The sequence below is a fragment of the uncultured Aquimonas sp. genome, assembly GCF_937888285.1.
Classification (GTDB): domain Bacteria; phylum Pseudomonadota; class Gammaproteobacteria; order Xanthomonadales; family Xanthomonadaceae; genus Aquimonas.
On record NZ_CALART010000064.1, the window covers coordinates 1 to 20,996 of the forward strand.

Annotated in this window: 18 protein-coding genes; 2 read left to right on the top strand and 16 right to left on the bottom strand. The window is 68.6% G+C overall.

Going from position 1 to position 20,996, the window contains the following annotated elements; all coding sequences use genetic code 11:
* Positions 1-267: 267 nt before the first annotated feature.
* Positions 268-3,234, top strand: coding sequence for a Tn3 family transposase (locus tag Q0654_RS12975; protein WP_298854450.1), 2,967 nt, complete (start codon positions 268-270; stop codon positions 3,232-3,234).
* Positions 3,235-3,282: 48 nt separating this feature from the next.
* Here the strand turns inward: Q0654_RS12975 and Q0654_RS12980 are convergent, their stop codons facing one another.
* The 10 genes from Q0654_RS12980 to Q0654_RS13025 all read right to left on the bottom strand — a co-directional run bounded on the left by Q0654_RS12980 (position 3,283) and on the right by Q0654_RS13025 (position 12,126).
* Entirely contained in the window at positions 3,283-3,513 is a 231-nt protein-coding gene (locus Q0654_RS12980) for a hypothetical protein (protein ID WP_298854452.1), read from the bottom strand.
* A gap of 9 nt (positions 3,514-3,522) precedes the next feature.
* A complete protein-coding gene (locus Q0654_RS12985) occupies positions 3,523-3,708 on the bottom strand; it encodes a hypothetical protein (RefSeq protein ID WP_298854454.1) in 186 nt (61 codons plus the stop codon).
* A 159-nt stretch (positions 3,709-3,867) separates the two neighbouring features.
* The gene (locus Q0654_RS12990) at positions 3,868-4,962 is read right to left on the bottom strand and encodes a DMT family transporter (protein ID WP_298854455.1); all 1,095 of its coding nucleotides are present in this window, start codon (positions 4,960-4,962) and stop codon (positions 3,868-3,870) included.
* Positions 4,959-5,474, bottom strand: coding sequence for a hypothetical protein (locus Q0654_RS12995; protein ID WP_298854456.1), 516 nt, complete (start codon positions 5,472-5,474; stop codon positions 4,959-4,961). The genes Q0654_RS12990 and Q0654_RS12995 overlap by 4 nt, the downstream gene beginning before the upstream one ends.
* A gap of 70 nt (positions 5,475-5,544) precedes the next feature.
* A complete protein-coding gene (locus tag Q0654_RS13000; protein WP_298854457.1) occupies positions 5,545-6,801 on the bottom strand; it encodes a TolC family protein in 1,257 nt (418 codons plus the stop codon).
* The gene (locus tag Q0654_RS13005) at positions 6,798-7,100 is read right to left on the bottom strand and encodes a DUF3240 family protein (protein ID WP_298854458.1); all 303 of its coding nucleotides are present in this window, start codon (positions 7,098-7,100) and stop codon (positions 6,798-6,800) included. Before Q0654_RS13005 ends, Q0654_RS13000 begins: the two co-directional genes overlap by 4 nt.
* The gene (locus tag Q0654_RS13010; protein ID WP_298854459.1) at positions 7,093-10,194 is read right to left on the bottom strand and encodes a CusA/CzcA family heavy metal efflux RND transporter; all 3,102 of its coding nucleotides are present in this window, start codon (positions 10,192-10,194) and stop codon (positions 7,093-7,095) included. Before Q0654_RS13010 ends, Q0654_RS13005 begins: the two co-directional genes overlap by 8 nt.
* A 1-nt stretch (position 10,195) precedes the next feature.
* The gene (locus Q0654_RS13015) at positions 10,196-11,311 is read right to left on the bottom strand and encodes an efflux RND transporter periplasmic adaptor subunit (RefSeq protein ID WP_298854461.1); all 1,116 of its coding nucleotides are present in this window, start codon (positions 11,309-11,311) and stop codon (positions 10,196-10,198) included.
* 64 nt (positions 11,312-11,375) lie between these two features.
* Complete coding sequence (locus Q0654_RS13020) at positions 11,376-11,819, bottom strand: hypothetical protein (RefSeq protein ID WP_298854463.1); 444 nt, start codon at positions 11,817-11,819, stop codon at positions 11,376-11,378.
* 28 nt (positions 11,820-11,847) lie between these two features.
* Entirely contained in the window at positions 11,848-12,126 is a 279-nt protein-coding gene (locus Q0654_RS13025) for a metal-sensing transcriptional repressor (RefSeq protein ID WP_298854465.1), read from the bottom strand.
* On the opposite strand from Q0654_RS13025, the gene Q0654_RS13030 reads away from it, so the two are divergent.
* Entirely contained in the window at positions 12,106-13,371 is a 1,266-nt protein-coding gene (locus Q0654_RS13030) for a nickel/cobalt efflux transporter (RefSeq protein WP_298854467.1), read from the top strand. The two genes, Q0654_RS13025 and Q0654_RS13030, sit on opposite strands and share 21 nt — an antisense overlap.
* A 41-nt stretch (positions 13,372-13,412) precedes the next feature.
* Here the strand turns inward: Q0654_RS13030 and Q0654_RS13035 are convergent, their stop codons facing one another.
* From Q0654_RS13035 to Q0654_RS13060, 6 genes are all read right to left on the bottom strand, one after another.
* Positions 13,413-13,787: a hypothetical protein gene (locus tag Q0654_RS13035; RefSeq protein WP_295643179.1), complete on the bottom strand. Its 375-nt coding sequence runs from the start codon at positions 13,785-13,787 to the stop codon at positions 13,413-13,415.
* 65 nt (positions 13,788-13,852) lie between these two features.
* Entirely contained in the window at positions 13,853-16,999 is a 3,147-nt protein-coding gene (locus tag Q0654_RS13040) for an efflux RND transporter permease subunit (protein WP_298854469.1), read from the bottom strand.
* 13 nt (positions 17,000-17,012) lie between these two features.
* Positions 17,013-18,185: an HlyD family efflux transporter periplasmic adaptor subunit gene (locus tag Q0654_RS13045; RefSeq protein ID WP_298854472.1), complete on the bottom strand. Its 1,173-nt coding sequence runs from the start codon at positions 18,183-18,185 to the stop codon at positions 17,013-17,015.
* Entirely contained in the window at positions 18,185-18,778 is a 594-nt protein-coding gene (locus Q0654_RS13050; RefSeq protein ID WP_298854473.1) for a hypothetical protein, read from the bottom strand. The genes Q0654_RS13045 and Q0654_RS13050 overlap by 1 nt, the downstream gene beginning before the upstream one ends.
* 65 nt (positions 18,779-18,843) lie before the next feature.
* Positions 18,844-20,121: a TolC family protein gene (locus Q0654_RS13055; protein WP_298854475.1), complete on the bottom strand. Its 1,278-nt coding sequence runs from the start codon at positions 20,119-20,121 to the stop codon at positions 18,844-18,846.
* 351 nt (positions 20,122-20,472) lie between these two features.
* Positions 20,473-20,996, bottom strand: a 524-nt coding sequence (locus Q0654_RS13060; protein WP_298854477.1) for a hypothetical protein, incomplete at its 5' end; no start/stop codon positions are given.

Consider the following 20,996-nt stretch of genomic DNA (forward strand, 5'->3'; position numbering starts at 1 on the left):
CAATCACATGGGGGTATTACTTCAAGGTGGGCATTGTGCTAACCGTCCCCGTACTTGCGGCGACCCTGGCAGCGCTGGCACTGCGCCTGAGTCTCGCTTAATGCGAGCGGAGCGCTGTTTGCGGACATGCATGCAGTATTGGAGTAAAGAAGGGTGAGCGGCTTGGCGTATGGCTATTCTTTTGAGTGCGGTCATCGGGATACCGCTCTATATCGCCTTTTTTAGCGGAACTGGATTTACTCGGCCATAGAAAGAAAAAGAGCATCCATGCCACGCCGTTCGATCCTGTCCGCCGCCGAGCGTGACAACCTGCTGGCATTGCCGGACGCCAAGGAAGAACTGATCCGTCACTACACGTTCAGCGACACCGACCTGTCCATCATCCGGCAGAGGCGCGGTCCGGTCAACCGGCTGGGCTTCGCCGTGCAGCTCTGCTACCTGCGCTTTCCTGGTGTCATCCTTGGCGTCGATGAGCCACCGTTTTCGCCCTTGTTGAAGCTGGTCGCCGACCAGCTCAAGGTCAGCATCGAAAGCTGGGACGAGTACGGCCAGCGGGAACAGACACGGCGCGAGCACCTGGTGGAGCTTCAAACAGTGTTCGGCTTCCAGCCCTTCACCATGAGCCACTATCGGCAGGCCGTTCAGTTGCTGACCGAGCTGGCCATGCAGACCGACAAGGGCGTCGTGCTGGCCAGCGCCTTGATCGAGCACCTGCGGCGGCAGTCGGTCATTCTGCCCTCCCTCAACGCCGTTGAGCGGGCGAGCGCCGAAGCGATCACCCGCGCCAACCGGCGCATCTACGAGGCCTTGGCCGAACCACTGTCGGACGCGCATCGCCGCCGCCTCGACGATTTGCTCAAGCGTCGCGACAACGGCAAAACGACCTGGCTGGCCTGGCTGCGTCAGTCGCCCGTCAAGCCGAACTCGCGGCACATGCTGGAACACATCGAACGCCTCAAGGCATGGCAGGCGCTCGACCTGCCTTCCGGCATCGAGCGGTCGGTACACCAGAACCGCCTGCTCAAGATCGCCCGCGAGGGCGGTCAGATGACGCCCGCGGACCTGGCCAAGTTCGAGGCGCAGCGCCGCTACGCGACCCTGGTGGCGCTCGCCATCGAGGGCATGGCCACCGTCACCGACGAAATCATCGACCTGCATGACCGCATCCTGGGCAAGCTGTTCAACGCCGCCAAGAACAAGCATCAGCAGCAGTTCCAGGCGTCCGGCAAGGCGATCAACGCCAAGGTGCGGCTGTTCGGGCGCATCGGTCAGGCGCTGATCGAGGCCAAGCAAGCAGGCCGCGATCCGTTCGCCGCCATCGAGGCCGTCATGTCCTGGGATGCCTTCGCCGAGAGCGTCACCGAAGCGCAGAAGCTCGCGCAGCCCGAGGACTTCGATTTCTTGCACCGCATCGGCGAGAGCTACGCCACGCTGCGCCGCTACGCGCCGGAATTTCTCGGCGTGCTCAAGCTGCGGGCCGCGCCTGCCGCCAAGGACGTACTCGACGCCATCGAGGTGCTGCGCGGCATGAACAGCGACAACGCCCGCAAGGTGCCTGCCGACGCGCCGACCGACTTCATCAAGCCGCGCTGGCAGAAGCTGGTGATGACCGACGCCGGCATCGACCGGCGTTACTACGAGCTGTGCGCGTTGTCGGAGATGAAGAACGCACTGCGCTCCGGCGACATCTGGGTGCAAGGCTCCCGCCAGTTCAAGGACTTCGAGGACTACCTGGTGCCGCCCGCGAAATTCACCAGCCTCAAGCAGGCCAGCGAATTGCCGCTGGCCGTGGCTACCGACTGCGACCAGTATCTACATGAGCGGCTGACGCTACTGGAAACGCAGCTCGCCACCGTCAATCGCATGGCGCTGGCCAACGAGCTGCCGGACGCCATCATCACGGAGTCAGGCCTCAAGATCACGCCGCTCGATGCAGCGGTGCCCGACACCGCGCAGGCGCTGATCGACCAGACGGCCATGATCCTGCCGCACGTCAAGATCACTGAACTGCTGCTGGAGGTGGACGAATGGACGGGCTTCACCCGGCACTTCGTGCACCTGAAATCGGGCGACCTGGCCAAGGACAAAAACCTGTTGCTGACCACGATCCTCGCCGACGCGATCAACCTGGGCCTGACCAAGATGGCGGAATCGTGCCCCGGCACGACCTACGCCAAGCTGGCCTGGCTGCAAGCCTGGCACATCCGCGACGAAACCTACGGGGCGGCACTGGCCGAGCTGGTCAACGCGCAGTTCCGACATCCCTTCGCCGAGCATTGGGGCGACGGCACCACGTCATCGTCGGACGGCCAGAACTTCCGCACCGGCAGCAAGGCCGAGAGCACCGGCCACATCAATCCGAAATACGGCAGCAGCCCAGGGCGGACGTTCTACACCCATATCTCCGACCAGTACGCGCCGTTCCACACCAAGGTCGTGAACGTCGGCGTGCGCGACTCGACCTACGTGCTCGACGGCCTGCTGTATCACGAATCCGACCTGCGGATCGAGGAGCACTACACCGACACGGCAGGGTTCACGGACCACGTCTTCGCGTTGATGCACCTGCTGGGCTTCCGCTTCGCCCCGCGCATTCGTGACCTGGGCGACACCAAGCTCTACATCCCGAAGGGCGATGCCACCTACGAGGCGTTGAAACCGATGATCGGCGGCACGCTCAACATCAAGCACGTCCGCGCCCATTGGGATGAAATCCTGCGGATGGCCACCTCGATCAAGCAGGGCACGGCGACGGCCTCGCTGATGCTCAGGAAGCTTGGCAGCTACCCGCGCCAGAACGGCCTGGCCGTCGCCCTGCGTGAGCTGGGACGCATCGAGCGCACACTGTTCATCCTGGACTGGCTGCAAAGCGTCGAGCTGCGCCGCCGCGTGCATGCCGGGCTGAACAAAGGCGAGGCGCGCAACGCGCTGGCCCGCGCCGTGTTCTTCAACCGCCTGGGCGAAATCCGCGACCGCAGCTTCGAGCAGCAGCGCTACCGGGCCAGCGGCCTCAACCTGGTGACGGCAGCCATCGTGCTGTGGAACACGGTTTATCTGGAACGGGCCGCGAATGCCCTGCGTGGCCACGGCAAGCCCGTTGATGACTCTCTATTGCAGTATCTGTCGCCACTGGGATGGGAACACGTCAACCTGACCGGCGATTACCTCTGGCGCAGCAGCGCCAAGATCGGCGCGGGCAAGTTCAGGCCGCTACGGCCGCTGCAACCGGCTTAGCGTGCTTTATTTTCCGTTTTCTGAGACGACCCCTTCGTCGGCAACGCCTCAGCGCACCAAGCAGAGATCGACAAGATCCTCCGATCCCTTGCAAACGTCGTTGACACCCTGAACCCGCTGCGCAATCAAGGCAGCGTTGCCCATCCGAATGTAGATCTCCTTGCAGAGGCGGAGGCGATGCTGTTCATCAACAGCGTGCGTTGCCTGCTGCACTACCTCAATGCCAAGACCAAGGAGTAGAGCGAGGTGCCAGGCGAGCGTTGGCTGGGCGGGCGGCATGCCTGAACGTCAATGAAAATCCCGGCTGCTAGTTGCCAGCCCACCAAGCAGCGCCGTCAGGTCCTCGACATGCCCGGCGATGAGGTTGCGCACGTCGCCATCGCGCTGCCAGGTGCCCTTCACCGCCATCAGCTTCGAACGCAGCAGCGGCCCGCGTAGCTGCGCCTTGAGCTTGGGCCACACGATCACCCGCACGCTGCCGGTCTCGTCCTCTAGGCGACACGACCATCACGCCCTTGGCGGTCTCAGGCTGCTTCCGCACCGTCACGATGCCGCACGCGCGAGCAGTCCGGCCATCGGGTAGGTCGTTAGGTTCGGCGCCGAACAGCAGTGCACGCGCTGATGTACCGACACTCAATGCGAATGCCGGTGGTGCTCGTCCGGGAAGTGCTCGTGGGAGTGGGTCAAGGGCTCATGCCGATGGCGATGCGTGTGGCGGGCCGGATGCATGTCGCGGCGGGCATGGTGATCATGGTGCGCGTCATGTTCGTGCTCGTGCTCGTGCTCGATCACGTCGTGTCCATGCGTATGCCCATGCTGCTCGCTGAGGTGCAGCCAAACGCCCAGCGCCATCAGCACGCCGGCGACAAGCAGGGCTGGAGTCACGGTCTCGCCAAGCACCCCGACCGCGAGCACGGCGCCGAAGAACGGCGCCACCGAAAAGTACGCCCCTGTGCGCGCGGTGCCCAGATGCCGCAGCGCAACGACGAAAAGCGTCAGGCTGATGCCATAAGAGAAGAAACCCAGCACGGCCGAGCCGGCCAACATGCCGAATGACGGCAGCTTCGCGCCCAGTATCAGGGCGATGGCCAGGTTCATCGATCCAGCGGCGAGACCCTTGACCATCGCCACCCAGATGGCGTCGGCCAGTGATACCTTGCGCGTGAGGTTGTTGTCCACGCCCCAGGCCAGGCAGGCGCCCAGCACCGCGAGCGCCGGCCACAGTGCGCCGAATTGCGCTTCACCCGGCCAGCTCAGGACGGCCGCGCCGGCCACGATGGCCAGCATCCCCAGGGCGATGCGCCGGTCGAAGTTCTCTTTGAAGACGAACCAGGCCAGCAGGGCGGTAAACACGCCTTCGGCATTGAGCAAAAGAGAGGCTGCGGATGCAGGCATGGCCGACAAACTGAACATCAACATCACGGGCCCCACCACGCCGCCTGCCAGCACCGCGCCCGCCAGCCAAGGCCACTCACCGGGCTCCAGGCGCGCCGCGGGCGCCCGCCGCACCAACCGCAGGAGCGCCAACCCGAGACCGGAGCCCAGGTACAGCAGGCCGGCGAGCGTCCATGGCCCGACGCCGGCCATGAGCGCCTTGGCCAGCGGCGTACCGGCGCCGAAGAGCGCCGCAGCAAGCAGCGCGGCGCCCACGCCTGCCGGAAGCTTGCCGGCACGTGGCTTCAGAACGGGATCGGACGAGGACACGGGCGCAGTATCGCCCTCGCTCATCGCACCGTCACGTCGGCCACGAGCCGTGCCTTGAGCGCTCGTTCGCGGATCTCAGTCTCGGGCTCCTGCGCCCACTCGTACGAACTCTTCCACGACCAGACCGTGCCGTCGACCCTCACGAATCGCACGTCGCCAGCCCGCCCCTGCACGGTGGTGCTCTGGCGCTTGCCCTCGAACTCGAAGGCGATCGAGTGCTCGCCTGGCTTGAACTTGAAGCGGATCATGGTGTCGGGAAGGGTCTCGATTCCGGGTCCGCCATCCGGATAGACCTTCACGAAGTTGCGGCCGTCGCCCCAGTTGCGGCGCACGACGTACACAGTGAGGGCGTTCGGGTCGGGCGCGAAGCGCTTCGCCTCGGCGTCCGCATTGAGGCTTGGCACCGGCGTGCTGGTGCACGCGATGACCCGTCCCTTGTTGGTCTTGTAGCAATGTGGAGCTTTCGCCGCAGGGTCGGGCGGAGGCGGCGTTGCGCAGCCGGCGAGCGCCGCGATGGCAGCGAGGGCGGCGATCATGTGAAGGTGCGAAGGGTTCATGATGAAGTCTCCGTGGAAGTCAATTGGGGATGTTTCAGCGGTCGCCGGTTCAGTCTGCAACGGGCCACAGGAGCCCGGCATCGACCTGCAACCGGTACCGCGCGCGCAGAGCTTCCGCCCGCGCAGCTTGGGCCGTGGTGGTGGCCTCCAGCGCTTGGCGCCGAACAAGCAGCAGCGCCTGCACGTCGGCCTCGCCCGCGGCGTAGGCCTTCTGCGTCAGGCGCGCCGTCTCGCGCGCAGTGGCGGCCGCCTGCTCGGCCAGGCGCCAGCGCTCGACGCTGCCGACGGCGTCCTGGACCTGTCCGGACACCAGCAGTTCGAGTTCGCGGCGCTGCCGGTCCAGGGCTGCGCGGGCGACCTCGACCTGCTTCAGCGCCTCCCGCGAGGCCTGCTCGCGGTAGTTGCCGCCCAAGGGGATGCTCAGGCTGATGCCCACCACCCGTTCGGTGCGCGAGGCCTCCGACGAGGTGAACACGCCCACGGTCGGGTCCGGCGTGCGATCGGCCCGAACGCGGTCGGCCGTCAGCTCGGCCTTGCGCAGCCCCTGGTCCGCAGCTTTCAGCAAGGGGTGCGCTTCGAGCACACGCGCGCGCCACTGTGCCTCGTCGCCCTCCAGTGCCGCCGGGTCCGGCAGTGGCTGCGGCTGCGCCGGCAACGCCGGGTAGCGGATCTTCAGCGCGGCCAGGGCCTTGGCCTCGGCCGTGGCGGCTGTCGCCGCCTGCTGGCGGGCCTGGGCGACGTCGCCCTGGGCGACATTGAGCTCCAGCCGCGAGGCATCCCCCGCCTTCTGGCGCAGCATGACGGCGCGCAGGTTCTCTTCGGTCGCGCGCACCTGCTCGTCCAACGATTCGCGGGCCTGGCGCGCCGCGAGCCAGTCGATCCAGCCGTCGAGCAGCGTGCGCGCCGCCTCGACGCGCGCGGCGGCCAGTTGCGCACGCGCCAGATCCTGTCCGGTCTGGCCCAGGTGTCGATCGAGGCCCGCCTTGCCGGCGATGCGGATCGGCCGTTCGATCTGCATCGACCATTCGTTGGAGTTCGTGCCTCCGTCGATGCGGCGGCGCTGCGCGGTGGCGCCCACGGCCCATTCGTGCGGGCCGGCCTCCAGCATGGCCGCGCCGTGACGGGAGGCCTCCAAGGCACGCAGGGCCTGCACCACGGCGGGATCCTGTTCGATGGCCGCGCGGGCCAGCTCGGCGCTGGGCAGTTCCGCAGGCGAGGCCGCACCGGCGGCCGGGGCCAGCGACCAGGCCAGGCCCAGGCTGAGTGCCAGCGCGCGCGCGATGGTAGCGAGTCGTGGGTGCGTCATTCGATTTCTCCTGCCTGGGCCAGCGCGGTGACCCAGTAGCGCAGCCCCGTGCCGGCAAAGCCGGTGCGCAGCGCTGCGAGCAATTCGTCCAGTTCGTCGTGCTTGACCAGAATCTGGACCTGGACCGAGCGGCTGCGCCCCATCACCTGTTCGGTGCTGCTGAGGCGGCCATGCGCGGTGCCGTGGCTGAAGGTGGGTGTGCTGGTGAAGACCTCGTTACCCGCGACCTCGAGCAGCGTGTCCAGCAGCTTCTCTTCGATCTCGGGCGGGCTCACCAGGGTGAGGCAGTGACTAAGCATGGTTGAGCTCCTTGGCGTCGGCGGCTGCGGCGGACGACTGGCCGAATCTCAGGTACAGGATGGGCAGCAGGATCAGGGTCAGCGCCGTGGCCGTGATGAGCCCACCGATGACAACGATGGCCAGCGGGCGCTGGATCTCCGACCCGGGGCCGGTGGCGAACAGCAGCGGGATCAGGCCGAAGGCCGTGATCGACGCCGTCATCAGCACCGGCCGCAGGCGCCGCTTGGCGCCCTGGACCACGCTCTCGTGCAAGGACAGGCCCTCGGCGTGCAACTGGTTGAAGTAGCTCACCAGCACCACGCCATTGAGCACCGCGATGCCCAGCAGCGCGATGAAGCCGACCGAGGCCGGCACCGACAGGTACTCGCCCGTCAGCCACAGTGCGACGATGCCGCCGACCAGCGCGAACGGGATGTTGCTCAGCACCAGCAAGGCCTGGCGCACCGAGCCGAAGGTGGTGAAGAGGATGACGAAGATGAAGGCCAGCGACAGTGGCACCACCAGCGTCAGCCGCGCCGCGGCGCGCTGCTGGTTCTCGAACTGCCCGCCCCATGTGACGCGGTAGCCGGTGGGCAGCTTGACCGCCTGCGCCACCTTGGCCTTGGCCTCCTCGACGAAGCCGACCAGGTCGCGGCCGGTGACGTTGGCGATCACCACGCTGTAGCGGCTGCCCATCTCGCGGTCGATCTTCACCGGGCCGCTGGCGCGCTCCATGCGGGCCAGCGTGCGCAGCGGCACGCTCCGGCCATCGGGCGCTGTGATGCGCAGCGCCTCGAACTCGGCCGGCGAGATGCGCACGGCGTCCGGCCCGCGAATCACGATCGGCACACGCTTGCTGCCGTCGATCACGCTGCCGGCGCGCTGGCCTTCGATCTGCACGCGCAGTGCGTCCTGCACGTCCTCCACCGACAGGCCGTGGCGGCCCGCCGCGAGGCGGTCGATGATGACGCGCAGGTACTGCACGCCGTCGTTCTCCACCGTGTAGACGTCCTGGTTGCCCGGCACCTCCTTGATCTGCTTCTCGATCTGCGCGGCCAGTTCGTTGAGGGTGCCCAGGTCGGGGCCGAAGACCTTGATCGCGACGTCGCCGCGCACGCCGATGATCATCTCGGAGACGCGCATGTCGATCGGCTGGGTGAAGCTGTAGGCGACGCCGGGCAGTTCGTCGAGCACCTTGCGGATCTTGTCCTGCAGGGCCTCCTTGCTCTCGAACTGCCAGTCCGCGCGCGGCTTGAGCACGAGGAAGGTGTCGGTCTGGTTCAGGCCCATCGGATCGAGGCCGATCTCGTCCGAGCCGGCGCGGGCCACGACCCCGGTGATCTCCGGGATCTGGCTCATCAGTGCCTGGTGGATGCGCAGGTCCAGCGCGGCAGTCTGCTCCAGGCTCACCGACGGCAGCTTCTCGATGCCGACGATGATGTCGCCCTCGTCCATCGTGGGCATGAAGGTCTTGCCCACCAGCAGGTAGACGCCCGCCGCGCCCGCCAGCATGGCGCCGGCGATCACGAAGACCAGCTTCTGGCGCTTCAGCGCGAAGGCCAACGTAGGCTCGTACAGGCGGCCCAGCAAACGCGGCAGCCACGGGTCTTCGTGCGCCACCTTCTTCAACAGGTAGGACGCCAGCACCGGGATCACCGTCAGCGACAGCAGCAGCGAGCTGGCCAGCGCGAACACGATGGTCAGCGCCACCGGCACGAAGAACTTGCCCTCCAGGCCCTGCAGCGTCAGCAGCGGCAGGAAGACCACCACGATGATCAGGATGCCTGCCGCCACCGGCACCGAGACCTCGCGCACGGCGCGGAACACGACGTGCATGCGCGGCAGCTTCTCCGCGCTCTTGTCGTGACCCAGATGCTGGACCACGTTCTCGACCACCACCACGGCGGCATCGACCAGCATGCCCAGCGCGATCGCCAGGCCGCCCAGGCTCATCAGGTTGGCCGACATGCCGGTCGTGCGCATCAGGATGAAGGTGGCCAGGGCCGACAGCGGCAACACCATCGCCACGGTCACCGCCGCGCGCAGGTTGCCGAGGAATGCGCCGAGCAGCACCAGCACCAGCACGGTGGCCTCGAGCAGGGCCTTGGACACGGTGCCGACTGCCTTCTCGACCAGGCTGGCGCGGTTGTAGAAGACCTTCAACTCGATGCCCTTGGGCAAGGTGGGCTTCAGCTCTTCCAGCTTCTGCGTGACGCCTTCGACCACCTTCTGCGCATTGGCGCCGGCCAGGCCGAGCACCAGGCCCTGCACCGCCTCGCCCTTGCCGTCCTGGGTGACCACGCCGTAGCGGGTGACACTGCCGTCGCGCACCGTGGCGATCTCGCCCAGGCGCACGGTCTCGCCCTTGTCAGCCTTCACCACCACGGCACGCAGATCGTCGGCGCCGCGCAGGCTGCCTTCGGCGCGTACCAGCAGCACCTCGTCGCCCTCGCCCAGACGGCCGGAGCCATCGTTGCGGTTGTTGGCCTCGATCGCGGCCTTGATCTGGGCCGTCGAGATGCCGACCGCGGCGAGCTTGACCGGATCGGGCAGCACCTCGAAGCTGCGCACCTTGCCGCCCAGTGCGTTGACATCGGCCACGCCCGCCACCGAGCGCAGTGCCGGGCGGATGACCCAGTCGAGCAGGTTGCGCCGGTCTTCGAGGGAGTAGCCGTCACCCTCGATGGTGAACATGAACATCTCGCCCAGCGGCGTCGTGATGGGCGCCATGCCGCCGCTGATGCCGGCCGGCAGGTCGCCGGTGATGCCGGACAGGCGCTCCGAGACCTGCTGGCGGGCCCAGTAGATGTCGGTGCCGTCCCCGAAGTCGATCGTGACGTCGACGATCCCGTACTTGGACACCGAGCGCAGCATGCGCTGCTTCGGAATGCCCAGCATCTCGACCTCGATCGGCAGCGCGATGCGGCTTTCGATCTCCTCGGGCGTCATGCCCGGGGCCTTCATGATGACCTTGACCTGGGTGCTGGAAACGTCGGGGAAGGCGTCGATCGGCAGGTTCTTGAAAGCCAACCAGCCGGCGCCCATGAGCAGCAGCCCGGCCAGCAGCACGAACAGCCGCTGGGCGAGCGCGAATTGAACGAGTCGGGCCAGCATCTCAATTGCTCCCGCCCTTGCCGAGCCACGCTGCCTTGAGCGCGATCACTGAACTGATCGCGATCTCCTGGCCGGCCTTGAGCCCGCCGGCCACCAGCAGCGACTGACCCGCACCGGCCTGCACGGTGACCGGCGTGGCCACGAAACCCTGCGGCGTGCGCACGAAGACGTAGGCCTTGTCGTCCTGGCGCGCCACGGCGGGCACCGGCACGGCCCAGCCCTCGGCGGCCGCGAAGGGCACGCGCACCTGCAGCGCCTCGCCAATGCGCAGGCCTGCCGCGCCCTGGGTGACCTCGGCGCGCAGCGTCACGGTCTGGCTGTCGGAGACGATCGGCCCGAAGCCCACCGCGCGCCCGGCCAGTTCCCGCTCCACGCCGGCCAGCGCAGCGCCTTTCAACGCCACTTGCGACTGGCGATCCACCGGTATCTGCACGTCCAGCCACAGCTTGCGCGTGTCGGCCACGCGCAGCAGCGCATCGGCCGCCTGGACACGCTGGCCCGGCTTGACGTCGATCTTCGTGACGACCCCGGCGCTGCGGGCGCGCAGGACCAGCGCGTCCTGCATGGCCCCGCCGTCGGCCACGCCGCGGATCAGCGCCGCATCGGCCCCCGCCAGACGCAGCGCGGATTCCGCCTGGGTCTGCCGGGCGCGGTCTTCCGCCGCCGCGGCTTCGGCTTCCTGCACGCGGCGCTCGGGCACGATGCCGTCGGCCAGCAGGCCACGCTCACGCGCCAATGTCTTCTGCGACAGCCGGGCCTTGGATGCCGCTTCCGCCAGACGCAGCTGCAGCTCGCCGAGTTCGGGGCTGACCAGGCGCACCAGTTGCTGGCCGGGCTTGACGGTTTCGTTCTCACTGACCAGCAGGCGGTCGATGCTGCCGGCCAGCGTGGCGCTGAGCACCGACTCCTGCGCCGGCGGCAAGACCACGCGCGCCGGGTAGGCCAGGCCGGTGATCGGCGAGGGCTTGTCCAGCCGCTGCAGCTGGATGCCGAGGGCCTGCATCTGGGCGGGCGAGACCTTGAACTCGTCGGCGGCGCGCAGCGGCAGCGCCGCTGTCAGAGCGGCAAGAAGAATGGCGGCGCGCGCGAGCGTCGTCCGCGAGGGGCGGTAAGGCATGGGAACTCCACGAAGGTCAGGCGCGCGTCACGGCGCGCCGCTGAAAGCAGTGCGAGAGGGGCTTTCAGGCGCGCACGGGAGGCGCGCGTCCTTCGGGAGGTCGGCTGAGGGGGACGGGACGGGGTGGCGGCCACACGTCGTTCGGCGCCCAGGTGCCGGCCGCGTCCGCTTTTGACGGGCGCAACGACTCGATCGGCGCCGGCAGCAGCGCGGCCATCCACAGCGCGCCCGCGCCCGGTTCGTCCGCCACGAGCGCCTGGGCGGCGACACGCAGCGTGGTCGTGGCGTGAAACACGCTCGGCTCGCCATCGTCCTCGACATGCGGCGGCGGCGAGGACGACAGGTGCGTCGCGTCAGCCGCCAGAGCGGAGCTGTCGACACCCGAGTCGTGGTGGTGGCGGTGCAGGGGCGCGCCGACCAGGTCAGCCACCAGCACGACGACCAGCAACAGCCGGACCCACCATGCCGAGGCGAGGCGGGTCGGGTGCAGTGGTGCCAGCGGATTCATCGGTTGCTTCGTGGAGGACGCGCGCGCTTCAGAGGTACTTCGAGATGGACTTGAACTCGTCGAGCACCTGTCGCGTGCTGCGGGCCTTGGACTCGAGTGCGTGATCCAGGCAGTGGTCGATGTGGTCGTGAATCATCTGCTGCTTGGCGGCCGTGATCGCCCGCTCGACAGCGTGCAACTGCTGCGCCACGTCGGTACAGGGGCGGTCTGCTTCCATCATTGCGATCACGTTCTGCAGATGGCCGGCGGCCCGGCGCAACCGCTTGATCACCGCGGGGTGGGAGGCATGTTGTTCGGCATTGCTCATGGACGAGATGCTACCGCGGAGACGCTTGCACAAGGCTATCATATCCCCTCCAGGGGGATAGGATGTGCCTACAATCACACGCAGTGCATCGGGCCACTCGGCGCTGCACGGACGAGGCGAACGACGATGCTTGACTTTGCGAGCCTGCTGCAGCAGGGAACGGCCAGTGCCTGGCTGCTCATCCCGAGCGCGATCCTGCTCGGAGCCTTGCACGGCCTCGAGCCGGGACACTCGAAGACGATGATGGCAGCCTTCATCGTCGCAATCCGCGGCACGGTGGGTCAGGCGGTGCTGCTCGGCATCGCGGCGACCGTGTCGCACACGGCCGTGGTGTGGCTGGTCGCGCTCGCCGGCATGTACGTGGGCCGGGGCTGGGATGCCGAGACGACGGAGCCCTACTTTCAGGTCGGGTCGGCGGTGCTGATCGCCGGCGTGGCGCTGTGGATGCTGTGGCGAACCTGGAGGGACCAGCACGCGGCGGCGGCCGCTGGCCACGATCACGAGCATGCCGAGCGGCGTCGCATCGACACCGGCCATGGCGTGATTCAACTGGAGATCTTCGAGGACGGCGTGCCTCCAGTGTTCCGAGTCCGTTCGGAAGGCCGCGGCCACGCCTGGCTTGCGGATGAGGTGGCGGTCGAGACCGAACGACCGGGTGGCGCGCGCCAGCGCTTCGGCTTCGTCGCCCGCGACGGGTTCCTCGAGTCGGAGCAGCCGATCCCGGAGCCCCACGAATTCGTCGCGCGCGTGAGTCTGGGCCACGGCGGACACACGCACGACTACGACGTCGAGTTCACCGAAGCCGGCCACGCCCACGTGCACCCCGAAGATGGCGGACTCGATGTCTCCGCGCCGGGCTGGCAGGACGCGCACGAGCGCGCCCATGCCAACGACATCCGCCGACGCTTCGCCAACCGACACGTCACGACGGGGCAGATCGCGGTGTTCGGCCTGACCGGAGGCCTGATCCCCTGCCCCGCCGCGATCACCGTGCTGCTGCTGTGTCTGCAGCTCAAGGAAGTGGCGCTGGGTGCGACCCTGGTTCTGGGCTTCAGCGTGGGCCTGGCGCTGACGCTGGTGCTGTCCGGCGTCGTGGCGGCAATCGGCATGCGTCACGCCGGCCAGCGCTGGGCGGGGATCGGCCGGCTGGCCAGCAAAGCCCCGTACCTTTCCGGTGGGCTGATCCTGATCGTGGCGTTGTACGTGGGCTGGCATGGCTGGACCGGCTTGCAGCTGCGCGGCTGATCGAAGGCGGTGGCGGCAAGGGCCGCCATCCGCGCGGGGTGTCAGCGCACCGTGAAGCGCACGGTGATGGCCTTTGCCGCCGGCGTCACCAGCGCCGCGACGACCTTGGCACCCTTGACCAGCTTCACGCCCTTCGCTTCGAGCTTGTCGCCCGCGACCACCAGTTCGGCCTCCGACTTCTCGGCGCCGTTCAGCACGGTGAGCTTGCCCTTCATGCCCGCGGGCGCCATCGGCTTGCCATGGTCCTCGACGTAGATCACGGCGTTGCCGCCATCGGCGACGAGTTCGAACGACAGGTCGCTGGAGGTCGCCACCACGCCACCATGCTTGGCAGGGCCGCCACCGTGGGCAAATGCGGCATTGAAAGACAGGGCCGACAGGCCCAGCACGACCGCGGTCAACAGCTTCTTCATCATCTCTTCGATCTCCTGCGAGGGTGCGGCGCTCTGGAACAGGCGGCGCCGCCGGGCCTGATGTCATCTCAATAGGCTTCCTGGGTGCCGGCGGCGCCCTGCGGCGCCTCGGCTTCAGGCTGGGTCAGGCGCTGTGTCGCCTGCTCGCCGAACAGCCAGAACAGCACCGGCGTGAGCAGGGTATCGAGCAGCGTCGAGCTGACGAGACCGCCGAAGATCACCACCGCCACCGGGTGCAGGATCTCCTTGCCCGGCGCGTCGGCGGCGAGCAGCAGCGGCGTCAGCGCAAAGGCCGCGACCAGCGCCGTCATCAGCACCGGCGTCAGCCGCTCCAGCGAGCCGCGCACGATCATGGCCTGGCCGAAGGTTTCGCCCTCGAACTTGCACAGGTTGATGTAGTGGCTGATCTTCAGGATGCCGTTGCGCGTGGCGATGCCGGCCAGCGTGATGAAGCCCACCATCGACGCCACCGACAGGCTCACGCCCGCGATCCACATCGCCACCACCGAGCCGATCAGCGCCAGCGGGATGTTGGCCATGATGATGCCGGCCAGCACCACCGACTGGTAGCGCGAGTACAGCACCAGGAACATCAGCGCCAGCGACACCACCGACAGGCCCGCGATCAACCGGGTGGCCTGCTCCTGGGCCTGGAACTGCCCCTCCAGGCTGACGAAGTTGCCGCTGGGCAGCGGTGTGCCGTCGATGACCCTGCGGATGTCGGCAATCACCCGCCCCATGTCGCCACCATCGGTGTTGGCGTAAACGATGATGCGGCGGCGGCCGTTCTCGCGCCCGATCTGGTTCGGCCCGTCGGTCTCTTCCACGGTCGCGATGGCCGACACCGGGATGCGCCCCGCCGGCGTGTCGATCAGTGTGCGCGCCAGATCCTGCGGCGTGCGCTGGTTGTCGGGCAGGCGCAGCACCAGCTCGTAGCGGCGCGGGCCATCGACGATCTGCGCGCCATGCGCGCCATCGGTCAGCGCCTGCAGCACGCGGATCGCCTCGCCCGGCGCCAGGCCCACCTGCGCGGCCTTGCGGTGGTCAAGCCGCACGCTGATCTGCGGAATCAGCACCTGCTTCTCGACCGTGAGGTCCACCAGCCCCGGCACGGCCGCCAGCTGGCCGCGCATCTGCTCGGCCAGGCCGCGCAGCGTGTCGGTGTCGTCGCCGAAGATCTTCACCGCGATCTGCGCACGTACGCCGGAGAGCAGGTGGTCGAGCCGGTGGCTGATGGGCTGGCCGATGGTCGCCTGCGCCGGCAGCGACGAGAGCCTCTCGCGGATGTCGGCCATGATGGTCTCGCGGTCACGCTCGCTGCGCTTCAGGTCGACGTCGATCTCGGCCGAGTGCACGCCTTCCGCATGCTCGTCGAGCTCGGCGCGGCCGGTGCGGCGGCCCACCTGCGTGACTTCAGGCACCTCGCGGATCAGCGTCTCGGCGACGGAGCCGACGCGGTTGGCTTCGGCCAGTGAGGTGCCCGGCTGCATCACCAGGCCCAGCACCAGCGAACCCTCGTTGAAGGCCGGCAGGAAGGCGCGCGGGAACATTGGCACGGTCGCTGCGGCGCCGGCCACCGCCAGCGCGGCGATCGCGATCAGCATCTTCGCGTGCGGGAACGACCAGGCCAGCAGCTTGCCGTCCTGGCGCTTCAGCCACGCCACCAGCGGGCTGTCGCCGTGGTCGAGCCGCTTCATCTTCGGCAGCAGGTAGTAGCAGAGCGCGGGCGTCACCGTCATCGAGACCAGCATGGACGCGAGGATCGACACGATGTAGGCAATGCCCAGCGGCGAGAACAGCCGCCCTTCGATGCCCGGCAGTGCAAACAGCGGCACGAACACCAGCACGACGATGATCGTCGCGTAGAGGATGCCCGATCGCACCTCGACGCTGGCCCGCTCCACCACGTCGAAGACCGGCAGCGGGTTCGGCGCGCTGCGGTTCTGACGCAGCCGGCGCACGATGTTCTCGACGCCCACCACCGCGTCGTCCACCAGCTCGCCGATGGCGATCGCCAGGCCGCCGAGCGTCATCACGTTGATCGACTGCCCGAGCCACTGGAACACCACCGCGGTGACGGCCAGCGACAGGGGGATCGCGACCAGCGAGATCACCGTCGTGCGCGCCGACAACAGGAAGGCGAACAGGACGATGGCGACCATGATGGCGCCGTCGCGCAGCGCTTCGGTCACGTTGCCGATCGAGGCCTTGATGAAGTCGGCCTGGCGGAACAGCACGCGCGGCGCGGCAAGCCCCGGCGGCAGGCCCTGCTTCAGTTCGGAGAGCGCCGCCTCGATTTGCGCGGAGAGCTTCACCGTGTCGGCATCGGGCTGCTTCTGCACGCTGACCACCACCGCCGGGAGACCGTTGTAGCCGGCGTCGCCGCGCTTCAGGCCGGCCGCGAACGAGACCGTCGCCACCTGCTCGAGCAGGATGGCACGGCCCTCCTTCCAGGCCACGGCGATGCCCGCCAGGTCCTCGGCGCGGTTGCTGCGGCCCAGGTGGCGGATCAGGTACTCGCGGCTGTTCAGGTCGATGAAGCCGCCGCCGGCGTTGCCGGCGTAGCCCTTCAAGGCCTGCTCGACCTGGGACAGCGAGACGCCGAACTGCGCCATGCGCGCGGTATCGGGTGCCACGCGCAAGGTGCGCACCTCGCCGCCGATGGGAATGACCTGCGACACGCCGGGGATCGACAGCAGGCGTGGGCGCAGCACGAAGTCGGCGTACTCGCGGGCCTGCATCGGTGTGGCCACCGGCGACTTGCCGTCGCCGGGCACCAGCGGCAAGGCCACCAGCATCACCTCGCCCATGATCGACGACACCGGGCCCATCACCGGCGTGATGTCGCCCGGCATCTGCTCGCGCACCAGCGCCAGCCGCTCGGCTACCAACTGGCGGTTGCGGTAGATGTCGGTGCCCCAGTCGAACTCGGCATAGACCAGCGACAGGCCCACCCCCGAGGTCGAGCGCACGCGGGTCACGCCCGGCATGCCGTTGAGCGCGGTCTCGAGCGGAAAGGTGACGAGCTGCTCGACCTCTTCCGGCGCCATGCCGCCCGCCTCGGTGAGCACGGTGATCAGCGGCTTGTTGAGGTCGGGGAAGACATCGACCGGCGTGCGCCAGGCCGTCATCGCGCCGTAGACCATCAACAGCGCCGCCACCGCCAGCACGAACAGGCGGTTGTGCAGGCTGTAGCGAACGATCCAGTTGAACATGATCGTTCCTCGCTCAGCGGATCTGCGCGATCAGCGGCGCGCCCTGGACCACGACGCGGTTGTCCGCGCTCAGCCCTTGCGTCACCACGACCGTGCTCGCGTCCAGCGGCCGGTACTGCACCGGCTGCGGGATGAAGCGCTCGGCGCCAGACTTGATCCAGACGATGGGTTCGTTGGACGGGTTCCGCACCACGGCCTGGGCCGGCAGCACCACGCCCTTGATGCGCTCCTTCGACTGCGCCACGACGGTGACCGGCTGGCCGATCGCCAAAGGCAGGGATTCGCGCTGAGCTGCGCCCGGCTTTGCCGGCGTCACCGCGAAAGTCAGCGGCAGCACGCCGTCGCGCAGCGAGCGCGATACCCCGAGCAGGCGCAGCGTCACCTCGGGCACACCCTGGAGCGATGCACTGGCGACACGCGCGGCCACGGCCGCATCGGCAGTGGTGGCCTCCACCAGCATGCGCGCCGGGTCCACCACCTCGAACAGCACGTCGCGCGGCTCGACGACCTGGCCGACGACGAGATCCGCGCGGGCGATGACGCCGCTAACCGGCGCGGTCAGTGTTTCGCGCGCCACCAGGCTGCCGCCGATGCTGCGCTCGCGCTCGGCCAGGCTCTTCGCTTCGGTGCGCGCGGCCTCGATCTCCTTGCGCGGCACCGTGCCCTCCAGGCCTTCGAGTCGCTGCACGCGCTGCTCGGCCAGTTGCCGCTGCGCACGCAGTTCGGCCAGCTGGGCCTGCTGCGTGCCCACGGCGTAGGGCTCGGCATGGTGGCGGACGTAGGCCAGTACCTCGCCGCGCTTGACGGACCGGCCGGCGACCGGCAACCCTTTGGGCCCGGGCTCGATGCGTCCGCCGTGCACCGCCTGCACGCGGCCGCTGGCGTTCGGGTCCATGATCACCCGACCCGGCATCTCGACCGTCGCGGCGGCGGCGGACTCGGGTGCCAGCACCGTGCGGATGGCCATGCGCCGCTGCGCGAGCTTGGGCACGTTGACGCTGCCGTCGGGCAGCCGCGCCAGACCCGAAGCGTTGACCGCGGCGCCGGGTGCGTCGAGGTGCTCGCCGTTCGGGCCGTGCGCGCCCGGGGCTGCATACGCCAGAGACACCAGAAGCATCCAGGCGACGAGCGCCGCGAGAACCAGCAGGCCGAGGCCGCCGCCGAACCACCAGAACTTGTGCTTCATCACAGGCCCCCCTGCTGCTTGCCAACTTCGCCGCGGCGTCGGCGCCACCAGGCGATGCCACCGATCAGACCCAGGGCCGCGACACCGGCACCGATCCAGGCTGCGCGCTCCAGCTCATGGCTGTGTCCGTGGGCATCGTTGCCTGGGGCGTGTCCGTGATCGCTCGTCGCAACGGCGGCCGCAGCGCGACCTCCGGTGTTCACCAGCGTGCCATCGAGCAAGTCGCTGTCCTTGCCTGCCACCAGCGTGAACACGAGGCCGTGCTCGCCGGCCGCGCCCAATGCCTTGAGCATGGCCGCATCGGTGACGACATAGTCGCCTTGCTCGGCGCGGAACACGCCCGCGGCCTTCAGCGATCCGCTCTCGACTTCGAGCTTTGCACCCAGCACGGGCTCGTTGGTTTCGTAGCGGTCGATCACGATGACCAACTCGCCGGCACGCAATTCGGCGACCAGCTCGAAGGCTTCGGACTTGGCTTCGATGCGCGGCAGGGCCGATGCGGCCCGCATCGTCGTCGGGCTGTCCAGATGCTCGCCATTGGGGCCGTGGGCACCCGGCGCGGCGATGACGAACGCGCTCGTCATCAGCAGCATGGCGCAGAACGCCCTGGGTGCCCTGGGCAGTGGGTGCCGCGAGGCAATGCGATCGGTGAGAAATCTCATGGAAGAAGTCCGAGGGTTTGTTGGAGTCGGGCGCGGGTCAGGCCCAGCGCGGCGGTCTGGCGTGCCACGGCGCTGTCGGCCTGCGCCGCGGCGGCCAGCGCACGCAGCAGGTCGGGCAACGGGGTCTCGCCGGCACGGAAGGACTTGTCGATCAGGCTGGCGCGCTCGCGCAGCAGGCCCGCACGCGCGGTCTCGGCATCGAGTTGGGTCTCGGCCGAGCGCTGCGCCTCCCGGGCGGCGGCGATGTCGCTGTCGATGCACTCACGCAGGCGTTGCTCGTGGGTTTCTGCGACGTCCAGTTCCGCGAGCGCCGCCGCTTCCAGCGGCCGGTTGCGGTCGTCGGTGCCGAAGGGCAGGCGCAGGCCGACGACCAGGCTGCCTTGCGAGCCCTCGGCCCGGCCGGGGACGTCCTGCCGCACTCCCACGCTCAGCTCGGGCGCATCGCGCCGTGAGTGGCGCATCAGTTCCACCCGCTTGCGCGCCAGTTCACGGGCCTGGCCTGCCAGTTGAAGCTCCGGATGCGGCGACGTGCCTACCGGCGCTGCATCGGCCGGCGTCGCAGCCGACAGGTCCGGCCCGGCGGTCAGCCCGGTGAGCAAGGTCCAGCGGGCTCGCGCCGCCTGCAGGCGCTGGCGTGCGTCGGACTGCAGCGCGGACGCCGACAGCTGCTCGGCGTGAGCGGCCAGGGCGTCCGCACGTGCGAGATCGCCGGCGCGCACGCGACGCTCGACATCGTCGGCCAGTTGCTTCAGCGCCTGAGCCTGGGTGTCGGCTTGAGAGAGCTCGGACTGCGAGGCCGTCAGTTGCCATGCGGCTTCACGCACTTCGCCGGCCAAGCGCAGGCGCGCCGCCTGTTCCGCGGCGAGTGCCTGAGCCACCGCGGCCTCGACGGTACCCGAGCGGGCGGCCCGCTGGCCGGGCAGCCACAGCGGAACGGCGACCCCGATCTCGGTCTCGCGCTTGCCGGCGTTGCTTTGCAGGCGGTCGTCGCGGTGGCTCAGTGCCAGCGACGGTGGCGCAGCCCAGAAGCTGCCCGTGGAGGCACGATCGGCCTCGGCGCGGCGGCGCTGGCCATCACTCTCGCGCGCCGCGACGGCGCGCTGCCATGCGGCGTCCAGGGCCGTGCGAAGGCTGACGGTGCCGGCCGCCGGGCCGGATGCGGAGGGGAGCGCCGCGCTCGGGCCTCGTGGGATGTCGGCAGGCTGGGCCCTGACGAGCCCGCCGGCCAGGCTGCCCGCGATGACGCAGGCAGACAGCCAGAGAGAAGACTTCACGATGATCCTGACGATTCAACGGCCTGGACCGGCGGTGAGCGCGTTCGGTGCGCGCCAGGGGCGGCCGAGAACGTGCGCGGAGTGCCGGTTCAGCGGAAGGCCGGGCGCCCATGAGCGGACGCCCGCCGCGAAGGCGGGTCAGGAGCGGGACCGAGGTGGCCTGAGCAGGCCGTCGAGGGGTAGTCGTACCTTTCGTGCAGATTGGTGCGCTTTGATCTGAGAACCCGTTGCACAACAAGCACTTACGATTGCGGCTGTTCCAGGCGCGGCGGGCTTCTCGTGCAGATTGGTGCGCTTCGTATCGGGAACCCCTGCGAGACCGGACCCCGCGGTCTCACGCGATCGGCCCGGTCAGACCTCTTCGCTCCGGTCGCGAAACTCCAGCCTGAACTGCCAGCCCTCGAAGGTCGCCACCATCCGTCCGAACTCGTCCCAGGAGATCTCGCGGCCATCGACCACGACCATAGGCACACGATGGTCCTCGTCGGGATCGCTGTCGACGGTCCCCCGCAGCACCAAGCCATCGTTCACCTGCAGCCCGTGGTCGGTGTCCTCCAGATGCGTGAGAGCCAATGCTCGGCGCATCTTGCCGATCAGCTTGCCCAGTAGTTCCAGCGGCTCGTCGTCAGGCTCCCCGATCACCTGAAACCGATACCCGGCCGGGCAGCCATCGCGCAGCTCAAAGGCGTCGATCGCCACCCCTTGCCCGAACAGCCGGGTGCGAAACCGGAACTCGTGCTCTGCCCCGCGCCCGTCGAGCATGCGGATGGGCTCGAACGCCACGTGCTCGAACCCCTGCAGCCCGAGTCGGTCGGCGGCGGCCTCGTTGAAACATCGGCCGCAGAGTTGCCGGTAGCCACTCTCCATCGACCCGT

Bases quoted from the DNA above. Each gene is read 5' to 3' on its own strand.
- Q0654_RS12975 (WP_298854450.1), top strand. From the start codon at position 268: ATGCCACGCCGTTCGATCCTGTCCGCCGCCGAGCGTGACAACCTGCTG.
- Q0654_RS12980 (WP_298854452.1), bottom strand. From the start codon at position 3,513: ATGCCGCCCGCCCAGCCAACGCTCGCCTGGCACCTCGCTCTACTCCTT.
- Q0654_RS12990 (WP_298854455.1), bottom strand. From the start codon at position 4,962: ATGAGCGAGGGCGATACTGCGCCCGTGTCCTCGTCCGATCCCGTTCTG.
- Q0654_RS12995 (WP_298854456.1), bottom strand. From the start codon at position 5,474: ATGATCGCCGCCCTCGCTGCCATCGCGGCGCTCGCCGGCTGCGCAACG.
- Q0654_RS13000 (WP_298854457.1), bottom strand. From the start codon at position 6,801: ATGACGCACCCACGACTCGCTACCATCGCGCGCGCGCTGGCACTCAGC.
- Q0654_RS13005 (WP_298854458.1), bottom strand. From the start codon at position 7,100: ATGCTTAGTCACTGCCTCACCCTGGTGAGCCCGCCCGAGATCGAAGAG.
- Q0654_RS13010 (WP_298854459.1), bottom strand. From the start codon at position 10,194: ATGCTGGCCCGACTCGTTCAATTCGCGCTCGCCCAGCGGCTGTTCGTG.
- Q0654_RS13015 (WP_298854461.1), bottom strand. From the start codon at position 11,311: ATGCCTTACCGCCCCTCGCGGACGACGCTCGCGCGCGCCGCCATTCTT.
- Q0654_RS13020 (WP_298854463.1), bottom strand. From the start codon at position 11,819: ATGAATCCGCTGGCACCACTGCACCCGACCCGCCTCGCCTCGGCATGG.
- Q0654_RS13030 (WP_298854467.1), top strand. From the start codon at position 12,106: ATGTTGTTCGGCATTGCTCATGGACGAGATGCTACCGCGGAGACGCTT.
- Q0654_RS13025 (WP_298854465.1), bottom strand. From the start codon at position 12,126: ATGAGCAATGCCGAACAACATGCCTCCCACCCCGCGGTGATCAAGCGG.
- Q0654_RS13035 (WP_295643179.1), bottom strand. From the start codon at position 13,787: ATGATGAAGAAGCTGTTGACCGCGGTCGTGCTGGGCCTGTCGGCCCTG.
- Q0654_RS13040 (WP_298854469.1), bottom strand. From the start codon at position 16,999: ATGTTCAACTGGATCGTTCGCTACAGCCTGCACAACCGCCTGTTCGTG.
- Q0654_RS13045 (WP_298854472.1), bottom strand. From the start codon at position 18,185: ATGAAGCACAAGTTCTGGTGGTTCGGCGGCGGCCTCGGCCTGCTGGTT.
- Q0654_RS13050 (WP_298854473.1), bottom strand. From the start codon at position 18,778: ATGCTGCTGATGACGAGCGCGTTCGTCATCGCCGCGCCGGGTGCCCAC.